Here is a 16,431-nt window from a genome sequence, read left to right on the forward strand (position 1 = left end):
ACTAGGTCATGATAGAAGAGGCTGTACTGTATATAGAACAGAAGGTAGGTGAGTATAATCTACTGGGAGAATTAGTAAAGCAAGTCGAGAAAGACTTCCGTATGACTGTGGATCCTTCTATAGAGATAGTGGCAGACACCCCTTCTAAGTTAGTCTATGAAGTTTACAATCAGTTGCATAAAATAGTCACACAGACTTCAGTGTCTAAGTTCTCTAGTCTACTGTATAGAATAGATATCGCTGAGGCAGATATCAAGGCTATTAAGAGTGTAGATATAGAGGATTACTTAAAGCAAGTGACTTTTCTAATCCTAAAACGAGAATATCAAAAGGTGTATATACGAAGTACACTGTAAGTATAAAACAGAAGAAGTACCTCATAAGGGTACTTCTTCTGTTTTATACTATAATGGTTAGAAGTAAAATCTAACGAAAGGCATATAGGCACTTCCATACACCATGTCTTTTTCTTTATATAGGACATTGTATCGAACACCGATTGTAACAGGTCCGTTACTGTATCCAATACCTAAGAATAAAGCAGTGTTCCAGAAGTTGTCATCTAGTTTTTCTCCTGTGTGATACTTATAGGTGTTGTTTACTCTTAGTTGTTCTAATTCTGCCGAAAGTTGTATTTCAGGTATAGGATTTGACAGTGCGATTATACTACCTCCGTATAACCAAGAGTTGTATTCTTTAACACTACTGTTGTAGTAGCTTCTGTTTTTACTGCTGATATAGCTTCCTTGTAGTCCTACACCTGCTGCAAAATAAGGGTTAACCTGGTATAATGCACTCGGAGCAACCATCACATCAGTGTAACCACTTCCGAAGCCAACTCCAAGGCCTCCACCAAATTTCCACCTTTTATTAAAATCATAATTTTTGGAGCTATTTCCTTGATCTTGTGCAAGAATGGAAAAAGAGCCACCTAAAAAAAATGATATTGATAAAAAAAACAGTAAATAGTTGATGTTAAATCTTTTCATTTCAATTTTATAAAATAATTATAAGATAAAAATAAGCAAAAGTTTATAGTTTTGTCATAAAGAGTTGTATTTTTGTAGATATAATATTTAAACAAAAGGTCTTTAGACGAAATTATGGATAGATATTCCTTTTTAAATGCGGCACACACTGCATTTTTTGCAGATTTATATGATCAATATTTAGAAAGCCCAGATAGCGTAGAGCCAAGCTGGAGAGCTTTCTTTCAGGGATTTGACTTTGCAAATGAATACAATGGTGGGCCTGTTGAGCAATTATCACAAGCTTATACGTCAAGTAATAGTGTTGGTGTAGATAGTTCAGCGCAGTTAGGGCAACTTCAAAAGGAGTTTGCTGTATTAAAATTAATTGACGCTTACAGAACTTATGGGCATTTATTGACTAAAACAAACCCATTAAGAGACAGAAAAGTAGAGCATCCAGATTTGAGTTTAGAGAAGTTTGGTCTTTCTCAAGCAGATTTGAATGTTAATTTTGAGGCTGCAAAAACAATACAACTACCAACTACTACATTGGGACAAATCATTGCCCAATTAGAGAAAATTTACTGTACTACATTAGGTATTGAGTACAAGTACATCACTGATGAAGCTGCTGTACAATGGATTCAAAATCATTATGAGGCTACAGAGGCAAAATTTGATAGTGAAGAGAAGAAAGAAATTCTGCACAAGTTAATTGAAGCAGTTTCTTTTGAGAACTTCCTAAACACAAAATACGTTGGACAAAAACGTTTCTCACTAGAAGGTCTAGAAGCTGCAATACCAGCGATGGACTTTATGATGGACGCTGCTGCTGAAAAAGGAGTAGAAGAGATCGTAGTAGGGATGGCACACCGTGGACGTCTTAATGTATTAGCTAACGTATTCCATAAACCTGCACAAGATATCTTTGCTGAATTTGACGGTAAAGATTATGATGCTGTTGAAGGTTTTGACGGAGACGTTAAGTATCACTTAGGTCTTACATCTACACGTAAGACTCGTTCTGGAAAAGAGATCCATGTTAACTTAACTCCTAACCCTTCTCACTTAGAGACTGTAGGGGCAGTTATCGAAGGTATCGCTAGAGCGAAACAAGATACTATCTTTGTAAACGAACCATCTAAAGTTTTACCTATCGCTCTTCACGGAGATGCTGCAATCGCTGGACAAGGAATTGTTTATGAAATTGTACAGATGGCTAAACTTAGAGGGTATAAGACAGAAGGTACAATTCACATTGTATTAAACAACCAAGTTGGTTTTACAACTAACTATTCTGATGGTCGTTCTTCTACTTATTCTACAGATGTTGCTAAAGTAACTCAATCTCCTGTATTACACGTTAACGCTGACGATACTGAAGCTGCAGTAAGAGCATTCTTATTCGCTTTAGATTACCGTATGCATTTTGGTACAGATGTATTTATTGACTTAGTTGGATACCGTAAATACGGACACAACGAGGGAGATGAACCAAAGTTCACTCAACCAATCTTGTACAAGTTAATCTCTAAACACCCTAACTCTCGTAATATCTATAACGCTAGATTATTAGAGGATAAAGTGGTAGATGATGCTTTCGTTAAATCTTTAGAGAAACAATATAAAGATGCTTTAGAACAAGAGTTAAGCACTTCTCGTGAAAAAGAATTTGCTAAGGTTAGAACATTTATGGAAGAGAACTGGGATGGATTCCACATCGCAGGTCGTGACAAAATGGTAGCTGACTACGACACTAAAGTTTCTAAAGAGAAATTAACTGCAATTGCTGAAGTAATTACTGCATTGCCTGGTGATAAAAAATTCATCAATAAGGTGACAAGACTTATCGGAGATAGAAAAGCTATGTTCTTCGAGAAAGATGCTTTAGATTGGGCTATGGGTGAGTTATTAGCGTATGGTACATTATTGACAGATGGATACGATGTGCGTATGTCAGGTCAAGATGTAGAGCGTGGTACATTCTCTCACAGACATGCTGTAGTGAAAACAGAAGATACAGAAGAGTCAATCATCTTATTAAACCAATTAAAAGAGCAAAACGGTCAAATGAGAATATTCAACTCTCTATTGGCTGAGTACGCTGTTTTAGGTTTTGAGTATGGTTATGCATTGACTAATCCTAATACATTAACTATCTGGGAAGCACAGTTCGGGGATTTCTCTAACGGAGCTCAGATTATGATGGATCAATATATCTCTGCTGCTGAAGATAAATGGAGCAACCAGAACGGTATCGTGATGTTATTACCTCACGGATATGAGAATCAAGGTGCTGAACACTCTTCTGCTAGATTAGAGCGTTACTTACAGTTATGTGCTGAAAGTAATATGTTCGTAACGAATGTAACTACTCCAGCGAACTTCTTCCACTTAATGAGAAGACAAATGATCACTGACTTTAGAAAGCCATTAATCAATATGTCTCCTAAGAGTTTATTAAGACACCCAGCTGCGGTATCTTCTATCAGTGACTTTACAGATGGTAAATTCCAATACGTGATAGACGATGCTAATGTAAATGCTGCAGATGTAAAATCAGTAGTATTGTGTAGTGGTAAGTTCTACTACGACTTAGTAGCTAAGCGTGAAGAATTAGGTAGAAAGGATATTGCATTTGTTCGTATCGAACAATTATTCCCATTACCAATCGAACAAATTGCTGAGGTATTAGCGAAGTATACTAATGCAGACGACTTCGTATGGGGTCAAGAAGAGCCACGTAACATGGGTGCTTATGGGCATATGTTAATGAACTTTGACTTGAAACCATTGCGTTATGCAGGTAACCAAGCATTTAGTGCACCAGCTTCAGGAAGTTCTGTACGTTCTAAAAAACGTTATGCAGAAGCTATCGCAAAAGTGTTCGACAAGAATTTATAATAGAAAAAAACGTATTTTTACATAACAATATTTAATTAAAGCATATACAGATGAGCATCTTAGAAATGAAAGTTCCTTCGCCAGGTGAATCAATTACTGAAGTTGAAATCGCTACATGGTTAGTAAAAGATGGAGATTACGTTGAAAAAGACCAAGCTATTGCTGAAGTAGATTCAGATAAAGCAACTTTAGAATTACCAGCTGAAGAAAGTGGTATTATCACTTTAAAAGCAGAAGAAGGTGACGCTGTTGCTGTAGGGCAAGTAGTTTGTTTAATCGATATGAGTGCTGCAAAACCTGCAGGAGGTGCTTCTACAGAAGCTAAACCAGCTCAAGAGGCTCCTAAAGCAGAAGCTCCTAAAGCTGAACCTGTGCAAGCTGCAGCTACTACTTATGCTACTGGAAGTGCATCTCCAGCTGCTAAGAAAATTTTAGATGAGAAAAGCATCAACCCAGCTACTGTAACTGGTACTGGTAAAGATGGTAGAATCACTAAAGAAGATGCAGTAAACGCAAAAGCTTCTATGGGTACACCAACTGGAGGACCTAGAGGAGAAGAGCGCAAAAAAATGTCTATGTTACGTCGTAAAGTAGCTGAGCGTCTAGTGGAAGCTAAAAACACGACTGCTATGTTAACTACTTTCAACGAAGTTAACTTAACTAACGTAAACAAATTAAGAGCTGAGTATAAAGACGCTTTCAAAGCTAAGCATGGTGTAGGATTAGGGTTTATGTCTTTCTTCACTAAAGCGGTTACTCGTGCTTTAGAATTATATCCAGACGTGAACTCTATGATCGATGGTCAAGACCAAATCAAGTTTGACTTCGCTGATATCTCTATCGCTGTATCAGGACCTAAAGGTCTAATGGTGCCAGTAGTGAGAAATGCTGAGTTATTATCTTTCCGTGGTGTTGAGGCTGAAATCAAGCGTTTAGCTATCAGAGCTCGTGATGGACAAATCACTGTAGATGAGATGACAGGTGGTACATTCACTATTACTAATGGTGGTGTATTCGGATCTATGTTATCTACTCCAATTATCAACCCTCCACAGTCTGCTATCTTAGGTATGCACAATATCATTGAGCGTCCTATCGCTGTAGATGGAAAAGTTGAGATTCACCCAATGATGTATGTGGCGTTATCTTATGACCACAGAATCATCGACGGACGTGAGTCAGTAGGTTTCTTAGTAGCTATTAAAGAAGCTTTAGAGAACCCAACTGAATTATTATTAGGTAATAATCCTAAAAAAGCTTTCGAACTTTAGTAGTTAGAAACTTTTGAAATATATGAAACGGCAACTATTTATAGTTGCCGTTTTTTTTGTATTATATTTTTAGATAGTATGATTTTTTGTACAAAATACTTGATTTACATTTTACAGTAAGTAATGTATGAATTAACTATGTAGATTAGGCCCTTATCCCTTAATGGTAGTAGGGTGAGACTGTTTAGTGTAGTAATATTTTGTTTTGTAAGATGTTGTAAATTAGTTATTTGTGTAAGTTGTTGATTGCTAGCTATTGTTAATAACTTGTACCGTTTGTGAATAACTAGGTTGTACACTAATTTTTTATAGAGCAAAAAAAACATCATATTTGTAAAAGAGAGGGAGAATTCTCTCGTGATATTTTAATCTTTTATATTCAATATAGTATGGCTGTTCAAGAACCAATTTTAACTGAAAACAAAAATAGATTCGTAATATTTCCTATCAAACATCATGATATTTGGGATTGGTATAAGAAGATGGAAGCTAGCTTTTGGACAGCAGAAGAGATTGATTTACATCAAGATTTATCTGATTGGAACAATAAGCTAAATGAAGATGAACGTTATTTTATCAAACATATTCTTGCTTTCTTCGCCGCATCTGATGGTATAGTGAATGAAAACTTAGCAGAGAACTTCGTGAATGAGGTACAATACGCTGAGGCAAAGTTCTTCTATGGATTCCAGATTATGATGGAGAATATTCACAGTGAGACTTATTCTCTGCTTATCGATACATATGTGAAGAATGAGGAAGAAAAAGATAGATTATTCAGAGCTATAGAGGTATTCCCTGCTATTATGAAAAAAGCTGAATGGGCGCTGAAGTGGATAGAGTCTGATTCGTTTGCAGAGCGTTTAATTGCTTTTGCAGCTGTAGAAGGTATCTTCTTCTCAGGAGCGTTCTGTTCTATCTTCTGGTTAAAGAAAAGAGGGCTTATGCCAGGACTTACCTTCTCAAATGAGTTAATATCTAGAGATGAAGGAGTACACTGTGACTTCGCTGTACACTTACATAATCACCACTTGATTAATAAAGTTCCTAAAGAGCGCATTAGAGAAATATTAGTGGATGCTTTAAATATAGAAAGAGAGTTTATTACAGAGTCTTTACCTGTTAGTTTGATTGGTATGAACTCTACGTTGATGACTCAGTATTTAGAGTTTGTGACAGATAGATTATTAGTGGAGTTAGGATGTGCGAAAGAATATAATGTAGGTAATCCTTTTGACTTTATGGATATGATCTCTCTACAAGGTAAGACAAACTTCTTCGAAAAGCGTGTGTCTGAATATCAAAAAGCTGGGGTTATTTCTAAAGAAGAAGGAGGTAATAAGATTAGCTTCGACGCAGATTTTTAATTGTTAACTTAAAAAGGAAAAAGAGTAGATGTACGTAATAAAAAGAGACGGAAGAAGAGAGCCTGTAAGTTTTGACAAGATTACAGACCGAATTAGAATACTGTGTTATGAGCTAAATGAGTTCGTAGATCCTGTAAAGGTAGCGATGAGAGTTATCGAAGGATTATACGATGGAGTAGCTACTTCTGAATTAGATAATCTGGCAGCAGAGACTGCGGCTTCTATGACTGTGACGCATCCTGACTATGCGCTGTTAGCAGCTAGAATAGCAGTATCTAATTTACATAAGAATACTAAAAAAGTCTTCTCAGAAACAGTAGAAGATTTATATAGATATGTCAACCCTCGTACAGGACAGGAAGCTCCACTTATCGCTGACGATGTGTATGAGGTGATTAAAAAGCACAGTGAGAGATTAGATTCAACTATTATTTATCAACGTGATTTTAACTATGATTACTTTGGGTTTAAGACACTAGAGCGTTCTTATTTATTAAAGCTTAATGGTAAGATAGTAGAGCGTCCTCAACATATGCTTATGCGTGTAGCGGTAGGGATACACTTAGATGATATTGATTCTGTTATAGAAACATACGAATTGATGTCTAAGAAGTATTTTACACATGCTACGCCAACGTTATTTAATTCTGGAACACCTAAGCCTCAGATGTCATCTTGTTTCTTATTAACAATGAAAGATGATAGTATTGAGGGAATATATGATACCTTAAAACAAACTGCTAAGATTTCTCAATCGGCTGGAGGTATAGGTCTATCTATTCACAATGTACGTGCGACAGGATCTTATATCAGAGGGACGAATGGTACTTCTAATGGTATCGTGCCTATGCTACGTGTGTATAATGATACGGCTAGATATGTAGATCAAGGTGGTGGTAAGCGCAAAGGTAGTTTTGCTATTTACTTAGAGCCATGGCATGCAGATGTATTTGACTTTATCGAATTGAGAAAAAACCACGGTAAAGAAGAAATGCGTGCACGTGATTTGTTCCTTGCTTTATGGATCAATGACTTATTCATGCAACGTGTAGAGGCTGATGAGAAATGGACTCTAATGTGTCCTAATGAGTGCCCTGGTCTTTGTGATGTATATGGAGAGGAGTTTGAGCAACTTTATCTGAAGTATGAGAATGAAGGTAAAGGTAGACGTACAATCAAGGCACGTGAGTTATGGGAAGCTGTTCTAGAGGCTCAGATAGAGACAGGAACACCTTATATGCTTTATAAAGATGCGGCTAATGCGAAGTCAAATCAGAAGAATCTAGGTGTGATTAGATCATCTAATTTATGTACTGAGATTATGGAGTACACTTCTCCTGATGAAGTAGCGGTATGTAATTTGGCATCTATCTCATTGCCAATGTTCGTAGAAGATGGTCAATTTAATCATCAGTTTTTATTTGATGTAACGAAGCGTATTACACGTAACTTAAACCGTGTTATCGATAGAAACTACTATCCTGTAGAAGAGGCGTATAATTCTAATATGCGTCATAGACCTGTAGGGTTAGGAGTACAAGGATTAGCAGATGCATTTATCATGATGAGAATGCCGTTCACTAGTCCAGAAGCAAAGCAATTAAACCAAGAGATATTCGAAACGATATACTTCGCAGCTTTAACTGCCTCTATGGAGATGGCTAAAGAGGAAGGAGCATATTCTACGTTTGAGGGATCACCTATTTCTAAAGGAGAGTTCCAATACAATATGTGGGGTGTGAAAGATGAAGAATTAAGTGGAAGATGGGATTGGGCTTCTTTGAGAAAAGAAGTAATGGCTAATGGAGTGAGAAACTCTTTATTATTAGCTCCTATGCCTACTGCATCTACTTCTCAAATCTTAGGAAATAATGAGGCATTCGAACCTTATACATCGAATATTTATACTAGACGTGTGTTATCAGGAGAGTTTATTGTTGTAAATAAACATTTATTGAAAGACCTTGTAGAGTTAGGTCTTTGGAATGAAGATTTAAAACAAGAGATCATGCGTGCGAATGGTTCTATTCAACATATTGACTTTATACCTGCTGATATTAGAGAGTTGTATAAAACGGTATGGGAACTTAGTATGAAAGATATCATTGATATGTCTCGTCAACGTGGATATTTTATTGATCAGTCTCAATCTCTAAACTTGTTTATGGAAGGAGCGAACTATGCTAAGTTAACCTCTATGCATTTCTATGCTTGGAAGTCAGGGTTAAAGACAGGAATGTATTACTTGCGTACGAAGTCTGCTGTAGATGCGATCAAGTTTACTTTAAATAATGAGAAGAAAGCTAATCCAAATGCTATAGAAGAAGTAGAGCAGGTGTCTGTAGAAGACTATCAAGCGATGTTACAGCGTGCTAGAATGGCTGCTAATAATGATGAAGATTGTGAAATGTGTGGTTCTTAAAGAACATACTTTATTGATATTAAAAGGTAGTTCTCTGAGCTACCTTTTTTGTTGTATCTTTGTACCATTAACAGTTATATACTATGTCTAAAGAAACTAAAAAAGGTATTTTTAAAGGAGCGATAGAGAAAGATGCTAAAGGAAATTATTTCTGTGGGCCTTATTTATTAGATTACCAATATACAGAAGCAAACTTCAAAGTAGGTGATGTGATTAGCATTAAGAAAGCTATTGCTAACCCTAGTAATATGAGTAGAGAAGACTACCCAATGAAGTCAATGAAGTTCTTCTTAGCAGGTGAAGAATAAGATTATAGAGACGGAGTTATACCAGAACTATAGATAAGAATAGGTAAGGAGTGATGAATAGTCACTCCTTTTTTTGTTCATGTTCTGTAAGATAATCGTTATATTTACTGTTAAAGAAATAAGCTATGAGAAAGATATTCTCTATTGTAGGAGGATTGTTATTATTGGGGATTGGTGTTTTTGTGTATCAGAATTATTATCAGGAGAACAACTACCCTTCTAAACCTAAAGTTGTAAAAAATAGTAATCGTATCCGCACTATAATAGATGAGAAAGATATAGGATTAGATATATATTATCTAATCAAACAAGATAATGGAGAAGATATAAGAATAGATCATGTATATTATTATGACGTAGTCGCTCCTGATTATTCTAGTGAGAATTACATTCGTTTTACAGATAAAGACAGAGAGTTAGTTGGTCTATATAATGATAAAGGACAAGTGGTCATAGAACCTATATATTCGGGATTAACCAAAGTACATAATGGTATGCTATATGCTCTAAAAGGTGCTGTAAAAGATAATATAGGGAGGAATGGTGATAGACATAATGTACTTCTAGGAGGAGATACCTATCTTTTAAATACTAAAGGGGAGGTATTAATTGAAGATATGCTTGAACCTCATATTGATTTGGATATGTTTAGCTTAAAAATTACTGATGAACCTTTAGAAGATAGTTATTATGTTAGCTTAAAGGGGATGAATGGTAAGTATTATAACTTCGTTCAATTAGAGAAGTATTTACAGTATTTCACAGAACAGGTATTCTTACCAAGTACAGAAGGAAGTAAATGGGAGAAGTATCTATCAGATAATCTGAAAGTGAACTTAGAAATAGATAATGATAATATAGGTGATTATATAGTTATCGATAAAAAGGAATTGTTAGAAGATAAGAGGGAACTAATAACTCAAGCATTTGACTTAATAAGAAACGGAGATAGCAGTCGTTATCACATAGATTATTATATAGAAGATGGAGTGATAACTGATGATACAGAAATCACATCTGAGCAAGACAGACAATTATATTTAGATGACGAAGGCAAATGGAGAAGTGCTGAGTTTCCTGCGTTTAGTGTAAATATAAAGGAAGTTAAAGGTAAGCAGACGAGATCTAATCACTTTGATTTCTATAGAAATAAAGAAGGCGGAATGACGCTTTATCAGATTACTATTCGCGCTCATTATTTCTAATCAAGGCGGAATGGTTTTATTTAGGGGATTAGTTGTAAATATACTAAAATGTTCTTTTTTTCTCTTTTCTGGAGGAGTTAATCGAGGAATATAAGCAGTATATTTGTGGTTTAACACACAACAAATTTATTGTTTAATATGAGTTCTTTATATTATATAGATCGCACTAAAATTTCTTTAGATGATGTCATGTTTAATGACAACGTAAAAGCTGAGATTACTCAATTTCTAAAAGAGTATAAATACCGTGATATACTGATGAAGTATAATCTCCCTGTTAGTAATAAGATATTACTTTATGGTAAGACAGGATGTGGTAAGACCATGACAGCTAAGGCTATTGCTAAACATTTAGATAAGAAACTTATCATTGTTAATCTTGCTACTATTGTTTCTTCCAAGCTAGGAGAAACGGCTAAGAATATTGAGAGTTTATTTAAAGAAATTCAATACGAGAGTTCTGTCCTATTCTTTGATGAGTTTGACTCATTAGGCCAGATTAGAGATTATGACAATAAGGATAACAGTGAGATGAAACGTGTAGTGAATGCTATCTTACAGTTGATAGATAATCTACCACAGAAGTCTATTCTTATGGCAGCTACGAATCAGATACACATGATCGATGAAGCTTTAGTTAGACGCTTTGAGTTACAGTTAGAATATACAGCTCCGAATAAAGAGGCTCTTGACTTCTATTACGATAAGTTGCTAAAGGAATATCCAGAAGAGTATAGAACATTAACGAGAATATATGACGTTTCTTATGCAGAGACAAAGAATCATGTATTCAAAACAGTAAAAGATAATATTATAAATAGCCAATTATTATTAGAGGCTGATCAAAATAACTAGTTGAACATTTGCTTATGATGAAATGGGAAAAGTTACTATCACTAAAGAAGTATGGTGACACTTTTGTTAGAAATAGATTAGATGAACTAGAGACTCGTATAGGGTTTGAGGTGGACTATGATAGAATCATCTTTTCATCACCATTTAGAAGTTTACAAGATAAAACACAAGTAATCCCTCTGTCTAAGACGAACTTTGTTCACACTAGATTGACACATAGTTTAGAAGTGTCTGTGGTAGGACGTTCTTTAGGTAGAATAGTAGGTTCTAGTCTTTTAAATAAATATACTTATTTAGCAGAAGAATACGGATATACAGTAAATGACTTCGGGGCTATAGTAGCAGCGGCTTCATTAGCACACGATATTGGTAATCCTCCATTTGGGCACTCTGGTGAACGTGCGATAGGGGACTTCTTTAAACGAGGACTAGGAGCTAAGTATAGAGATCAGGTAACAGATAAGGAATGGCAAGACTTGATTGACTTTGAAGGTAATGCAAATGGTTTTGCTATACTGACGAAGAGTCGTCCTGGTATGGCAGGTGGTTTGAGAATCTCTTATGCTACTCTTGGAGCCTTTATGAAGTATCCTAAAGAGAGTTTGCCTAAGAAATTGACTAGAGATATCTCAGATAAGAAATATGGCTTCTTTCAAGAGGATAAAGAGGCATTTATTGATGTAGCGAATGAACTAGGTCTTATATCTAAAGACGATCGTACTGAAGCAGCATATTTTAGACATCCATTGGCTTTCTTGGTTGAAGCAGCAGACGATATATGTTATACTATAACAGACTTCGAAGACGGTATTAATCTCGGATGGATACCAGAAGAGCACGCTCTAGAGTTTTTAATCAAGATTGTTCAGAACAGTATTAACCCCCAGACTTATGCTCAGTTAGCTTCTAAGGAGGATAGAGTAAGTTATTTAAGGGCTTTAGCTATTGGTAGCTTGATACAGGATGTGTGTAGAGTGTTCTTAGAGAATGAAGATAAGATATTAGCAGGTGAGTATCCTTATGCCTTAACGGAGAAGTGTAGTTATATCGCTCAGATGAAAGATATTCTTTCTGTGAGTATTAATAAAGTATACCAGAGCCGTGAAGTGATAGAGAAAGAGATAGTAGGGTATAAGGTAATCAATGCTCTGTTAGAAGCGTTTACATCAGCTGTAAATAACGTCTATTACGGAGAGGAGAGCCAGTATGATCTATTGATTATGTCTCTATTACCAGATAAGTATAGAATAGAGAATGATAGTGTGTATGTGCGCTTAATGAATATATGTCACTTTATCTCTATGCTGACTGATGGTAAAGCTTTAGAGTTGTATAATATGATCAAGGGAAACGATAGATAAAATCATATCTTTTATAATACAATCAAAAAGAGGTAATAGTATTTAACTATTACCTCTTTTTTTAGCTTAAAATATCAGTGAAATTAAATTACTCTCTTGTAGTAGGTATCCAAAGATGTGCGTATTTCATCATATCTTTTTCCCAAACTTTATCAGCTTCAGGAGCTTTGATTTCTTTAGCTTCTTCTATAGTCTTACCTACGATATCACCTTTACTACCAGCTACAGAATTACCTCCGTCTTTAGTAGCAATGGCAAAAGTTGCTTTAGAACCATCTGTAGTAATATCTTTTACGTATACAGTAAGGAATTGTCCAGTTCTTCCTGAATAATAACCAGTAGAACCAGTTACTTCATAGATTATTTGTCCTTTAGTTTCGTCTGTAGCTACTTTTTTAAGTGTAAATGACGCTGAATCACCGAAACCATTCCCCATATTTGCTCTAAAAAGGAAAGCCTCATCTTTATCATTTAGTTTGAATACATACTGAGCTTGTGGTTTGTTGTCTTTGTCTAAGATAACTTCAGAACCATAAACTCCTTTTAGTTTATCCATGTTCTGTACTTTCTCTTGCTCTTTGTTTAATTGTAACCAACCAAACTTCATACTTCCATGAGGATTGTCAGCTTTAATTGTAACATTTCTAGTTGTAGTTTTCTTATCAGTTGGATATGCAGTATTTACTGCTTCACTTTCAGTATCAAAAGTGTAATCCATATGGATTTGTACACCATTTTCTGTTTGTTCTCTAAAGAAGAATGTTTTATATCCTTTACCATCTTTAGGAGTAGTTACAGCTTTGATAACATTAGCAGTGTTTTTATAAACTTTTACTACATTATAAACTTCATTTGTTGCCTGATCATTATCAGCAAAGAATATAGTAATCTTATCTGATTCAAATTTAAATGGCAATGGCATTGTTGGTGTATGTGGGAATACATAATAACCAGTGATAGGTAATGATGTACCAACCTCTACTTGATCTTTTTGTTCTGGTCTGATGATTTCGTTATCATCACTAGAACAACTCGTCAACAAAAATGCAGTGATTGCAAATAACGAAAGTACTTTTTTAATCTTCATTTTTAATAAGTTAGATTGTTTAATTATTTAGAACAAATGTAAATAAAATATCTAATTCTACAATAGTTATTTTTATTTTGTCTAAATAATTAATATTAAGTACTGATTTATAGTTTGTTATGTTGTTTTAGTGGATGGTGTTTATTGTAATGAATCTAAATAAAATAGATAATCTAAAGAGCTTTATTAGTTTTTTTGAAGAGCAAAGAAAGTAAGGAGGTGAGATGCGAGACTATAGTGCACAAAAAAAGGCGCTATAATTAATTATAGCGCCTTCTCTATGTTTTCTATTTATTTGTCTTAAACAAATAAATAAGTTTGATTCTTAAGCTTCAAATGGTAAAATAGAAACGTAAGACTTGTTGTCTTTTTTCTTTTGGAATTTAACAACACCGTCAACTTTTGCATGTAAAGTATGATCTTTCCCCATGTAAACGTTTTCACCAGCATTGTGCTTAGAACCTCTTTGTCTAACGATGATATTTCCAGCGATAGCTGCTTGACCACCATAAATCTTAACGCCTAAACGTTTCGATTCTGATTCTCTACCATTCTTAGAACTACCTACACCTTTTTTGTGTGCCATGACGTTTTAAATTTAGTTTGTTAATTACTCAGCTGCTTCAGCAGTTTCTTTTTTAGTTGCTTTCTTTTTAGCTCCTCCTGCATTGATTCCCTCAATAACAATTTGAGTTAAAGCTTGTCTGTGTCCGTTTTTCTTTTTGTAACCTTTTCTTCTTTTCTTTTTGAAAACGATTACTTTGTCACCTTGTAGGTGTTGTAAAACTTTAGCTTCCACAGAAGCACCTTCTATAGCTGGGGCGCCTAGAGTGATGTTGTTGTTGTCATCAACTAAAAGAACTTTGTCAAAAGTAACTTTTGATCCTTCTTCAGTTGCTAAACGGTGTACATACACTTTTTGGTCTTTGCTAACTTTGAATTGTTGCCCTGCTATCTCTACGATTGCGTACATAACAAAAAATTAAAATGTTTATTAAGGGTGCAAATATACATTTAATTTCTTATTTACAAAAGTTTTACACCTCCCATTTAGAATATTTTTTATTTCTATTTTGGTGTAAATGAGTTAGTTCTGTTATACTTCATTATCTTATAAAGTTTGCTTAAGGCGAGGTGTGATAGATCATTAGTAGTAGATCTATGCCTTTGATGGCGGTGTTATCTGTTTGATGAAGTTTATTTAGTACTGTCGATGAATGTCAATTTGGTGGTGTATTGGACTGTTTATTTAATAAAATATAAAAATATTTTAGAAATAGTGTAACATAATTTAAAATATGGCTACTTATTAGGTTATAACCTAATTTCAAAATATTGTAGAATGAAAAAATCTTTATTGGTTTTAGGCTCATTATTCTTCGGAATATCTGCCTTAGCTCAAAAAGTGGAATTCGAGCAGTACACTTTAGATAACGGATTACACGTTATCTTACATCAAGACAAATCGGCTCCTGTAGTAGTGACATCAGTGATGTATCACGTAGGGGCTAAAGATGAAAACCCTGATAGAACAGGATTTGCTCACTTTTTTGAACACTTATTGTTTGAAGGAACGAAGAATATCGAGCGCGGTGAGTGGTTTAAGATAGTAACTGCTAATGGGGGGAATAATAATGCTAATACTTCTGATGACCGTACTTATTATTATGAAGTATTCCCTTCTAATAATTTAGAGCTTGGACTTTGGATGGAGTCTGAGCGTCTGATGCACCCTATCATTAATCAGATAGGTGTAACTACTCAGAATGAAGTAGTAAAAGAAGAAAAGAGACTACGTGTAGATAATCAGCCTTATGGTCAATTATTCTCAGAGGTGAAGAAAAATCTATTCGTTAAGCACCCTTATCGCTGGGCACCTATTGGATCTATGGAACATTTAGATGCTGCTACTTTAGATGAGTTCTTAGCTTTTAACAAGAAGTTTTATTTACCAAATAACGCTGTTTTAGTTGTAGCTGGTGATTTTGAGAAAGATCAAGCAAAAACGTGGATTAAACAATATTTTGGACCTATTGCTAAAGGAAGTCCTGTTGTAAAAAACAAATTTGAGGAAGCTCCTATAACAAAAGAAATTCACGCTGAGTTTCAAGATCCGAATATTCAACTTCCAATGTTAGTAGAAGCATATCGTACACCATCTATGAAGACTCGTGATGCTCGTGTGTTAGATATGATCTCGTCTATTTTATCAGGAGGGAAAAGTTCTAGATTGTATAAAAAAGTAGTTGACCAAAAGAAGATGGCTTTAGAAATGGCTTCATTTAACTTAAGTCAAGAAGATTATGGAATCTACTTTATTTACGGTATTCCGATGCAAGGTTTTGCTTCGGCTGATTTAATTAAAGAGATTGATGAAGAAATCGAGAAATTACAGACTGAGTTGATTTCAGAGCGTGACTTCCAGAAACTTCAGAACGTTTTCGAAAAGCAATATGTTGATTCTAACTCTAATGTAGAAGGATTAGCTGAGAATCTTGCTTCTTATTACCTATTGTACGGTGATGTTAATCTAATTAATACGAATATAGATATCTATAGAAGTATCACTAGAGAAGAGATTCGCGATGTAGCTAAAAAATACCTGAATAAAAATCAAAGGTTAATTTTGGATTATATCCCTACAAAGAAAGCTAATAACTAATTTTAACTGTAGACTAGA

14 protein-coding genes are annotated in these 16,431 nt (G+C 34.8%); 10 read left to right on the forward strand and 4 right to left on the reverse strand.

The window, feature by feature from the left end:
- Positions 1 to 8: 8 nt before the first annotated feature.
- Positions 9 to 356, forward strand: coding sequence for a hypothetical protein (locus tag BK054_RS07760; RefSeq protein WP_006257421.1), 348 nt, complete (start codon positions 9 to 11; stop codon positions 354 to 356).
- A gap of 57 nt (positions 357 to 413) precedes the next feature.
- Here the strand turns inward: BK054_RS07760 and BK054_RS07765 are convergent, their stop codons facing one another.
- The gene (locus BK054_RS07765; protein WP_006257420.1) at positions 414 to 989 is read right to left on the reverse strand and encodes a hypothetical protein; all 576 of its coding nucleotides are present in this window, start codon (positions 987 to 989) and stop codon (positions 414 to 416) included.
- Positions 990 to 1,103: 114 nt separating this feature from the next.
- Here BK054_RS07765 and BK054_RS07770 point away from each other — a divergent pair, with 114 nt between their 5' ends.
- The 8 genes from BK054_RS07770 (at position 1,104) to dgt (ending at position 12,664) form a co-directional block, all read left to right on the forward strand.
- Positions 1,104 to 3,875, forward strand: coding sequence for a 2-oxoglutarate dehydrogenase E1 component (locus tag BK054_RS07770; protein ID WP_006257419.1), 2,772 nt, complete (start codon positions 1,104 to 1,106; stop codon positions 3,873 to 3,875).
- 50 nt (positions 3,876 to 3,925) lie between these two features.
- Positions 3,926 to 5,146 carry a 2-oxoglutarate dehydrogenase complex dihydrolipoyllysine-residue succinyltransferase gene (gene odhB, locus BK054_RS07775; protein ID WP_006257418.1) on the forward strand — a complete coding sequence of 407 codons (1,221 nt, stop codon included), beginning with the start codon at positions 3,926 to 3,928 and terminating at the stop codon, positions 5,144 to 5,146.
- A 389-nt stretch (positions 5,147 to 5,535) separates the two neighbouring features.
- The gene (locus tag BK054_RS07780; protein ID WP_006257417.1) at positions 5,536 to 6,513 is read left to right on the forward strand and encodes a ribonucleotide-diphosphate reductase subunit beta; all 978 of its coding nucleotides are present in this window, start codon (positions 5,536 to 5,538) and stop codon (positions 6,511 to 6,513) included.
- A 28-nt stretch (positions 6,514 to 6,541) separates the two neighbouring features.
- Entirely contained in the window at positions 6,542 to 8,935 is a 2,394-nt protein-coding gene (locus BK054_RS07785; protein ID WP_071307200.1) for a ribonucleoside-diphosphate reductase subunit alpha, read from the forward strand.
- Between the two features lie 83 nt (positions 8,936 to 9,018).
- A complete protein-coding gene (locus tag BK054_RS07790) occupies positions 9,019 to 9,243 on the forward strand; it encodes a hypothetical protein (RefSeq protein WP_006257415.1) in 225 nt (74 codons plus the stop codon).
- A 125-nt stretch (positions 9,244 to 9,368) separates the two neighbouring features.
- Positions 9,369 to 10,448 carry a hypothetical protein gene (locus BK054_RS07795; RefSeq protein ID WP_006266281.1) on the forward strand — a complete coding sequence of 360 codons (1,080 nt, stop codon included), beginning with the start codon at positions 9,369 to 9,371 and terminating at the stop codon, positions 10,446 to 10,448.
- 138 nt (positions 10,449 to 10,586) lie between these two features.
- Positions 10,587 to 11,303 (forward strand): AAA family ATPase, encoded by a 717-nt coding sequence (locus BK054_RS07800; RefSeq protein ID WP_071307201.1) that lies wholly within the window; start codon positions 10,587 to 10,589, stop codon positions 11,301 to 11,303.
- Between the two features lie 14 nt (positions 11,304 to 11,317).
- Positions 11,318 to 12,664, forward strand: a complete 1,347-nt coding sequence (dgt, locus tag BK054_RS07805) for a dGTP triphosphohydrolase (RefSeq protein ID WP_036474401.1) — start codon at positions 11,318 to 11,320, stop codon at positions 12,662 to 12,664.
- 88 nt (positions 12,665 to 12,752) lie between these two features.
- Here dgt and BK054_RS07810 read toward each other — a convergent pair whose 3' ends face one another.
- From BK054_RS07810 to rplU, 3 genes are all read right to left on the reverse strand, one after another.
- On the reverse strand, positions 12,753 to 13,751 hold the full coding sequence (locus tag BK054_RS07810) for a hypothetical protein (RefSeq protein ID WP_006266284.1): 999 nt from the start codon (positions 13,749 to 13,751) through the stop codon (positions 12,753 to 12,755).
- 325 nt (positions 13,752 to 14,076) lie between these two features.
- The gene (gene rpmA / locus BK054_RS07815; protein WP_006257409.1) at positions 14,077 to 14,337 is read right to left on the reverse strand and encodes a 50S ribosomal protein L27; all 261 of its coding nucleotides are present in this window, start codon (positions 14,335 to 14,337) and stop codon (positions 14,077 to 14,079) included.
- A 24-nt stretch (positions 14,338 to 14,361) separates the two neighbouring features.
- Positions 14,362 to 14,724, reverse strand: coding sequence for a 50S ribosomal protein L21 (gene rplU, locus BK054_RS07820; RefSeq protein ID WP_006257408.1), 363 nt, complete (start codon positions 14,722 to 14,724; stop codon positions 14,362 to 14,364).
- A 369-nt stretch (positions 14,725 to 15,093) separates the two neighbouring features.
- Between rplU and BK054_RS07825 the strand changes: the two genes are divergently transcribed.
- A complete protein-coding gene (locus BK054_RS07825; RefSeq protein ID WP_006257407.1) occupies positions 15,094 to 16,413 on the forward strand; it encodes a M16 family metallopeptidase in 1,320 nt (439 codons plus the stop codon).
- The last annotated feature ends 18 nt before the right edge of the window (positions 16,414 to 16,431 follow it).

It is taken from the genome of Myroides sp. ZB35, from assembly GCF_001865835.1.
GTDB classification, from domain to species: domain Bacteria; phylum Bacteroidota; class Bacteroidia; order Flavobacteriales; family Flavobacteriaceae; genus Flavobacterium; species Flavobacterium odoratimimum.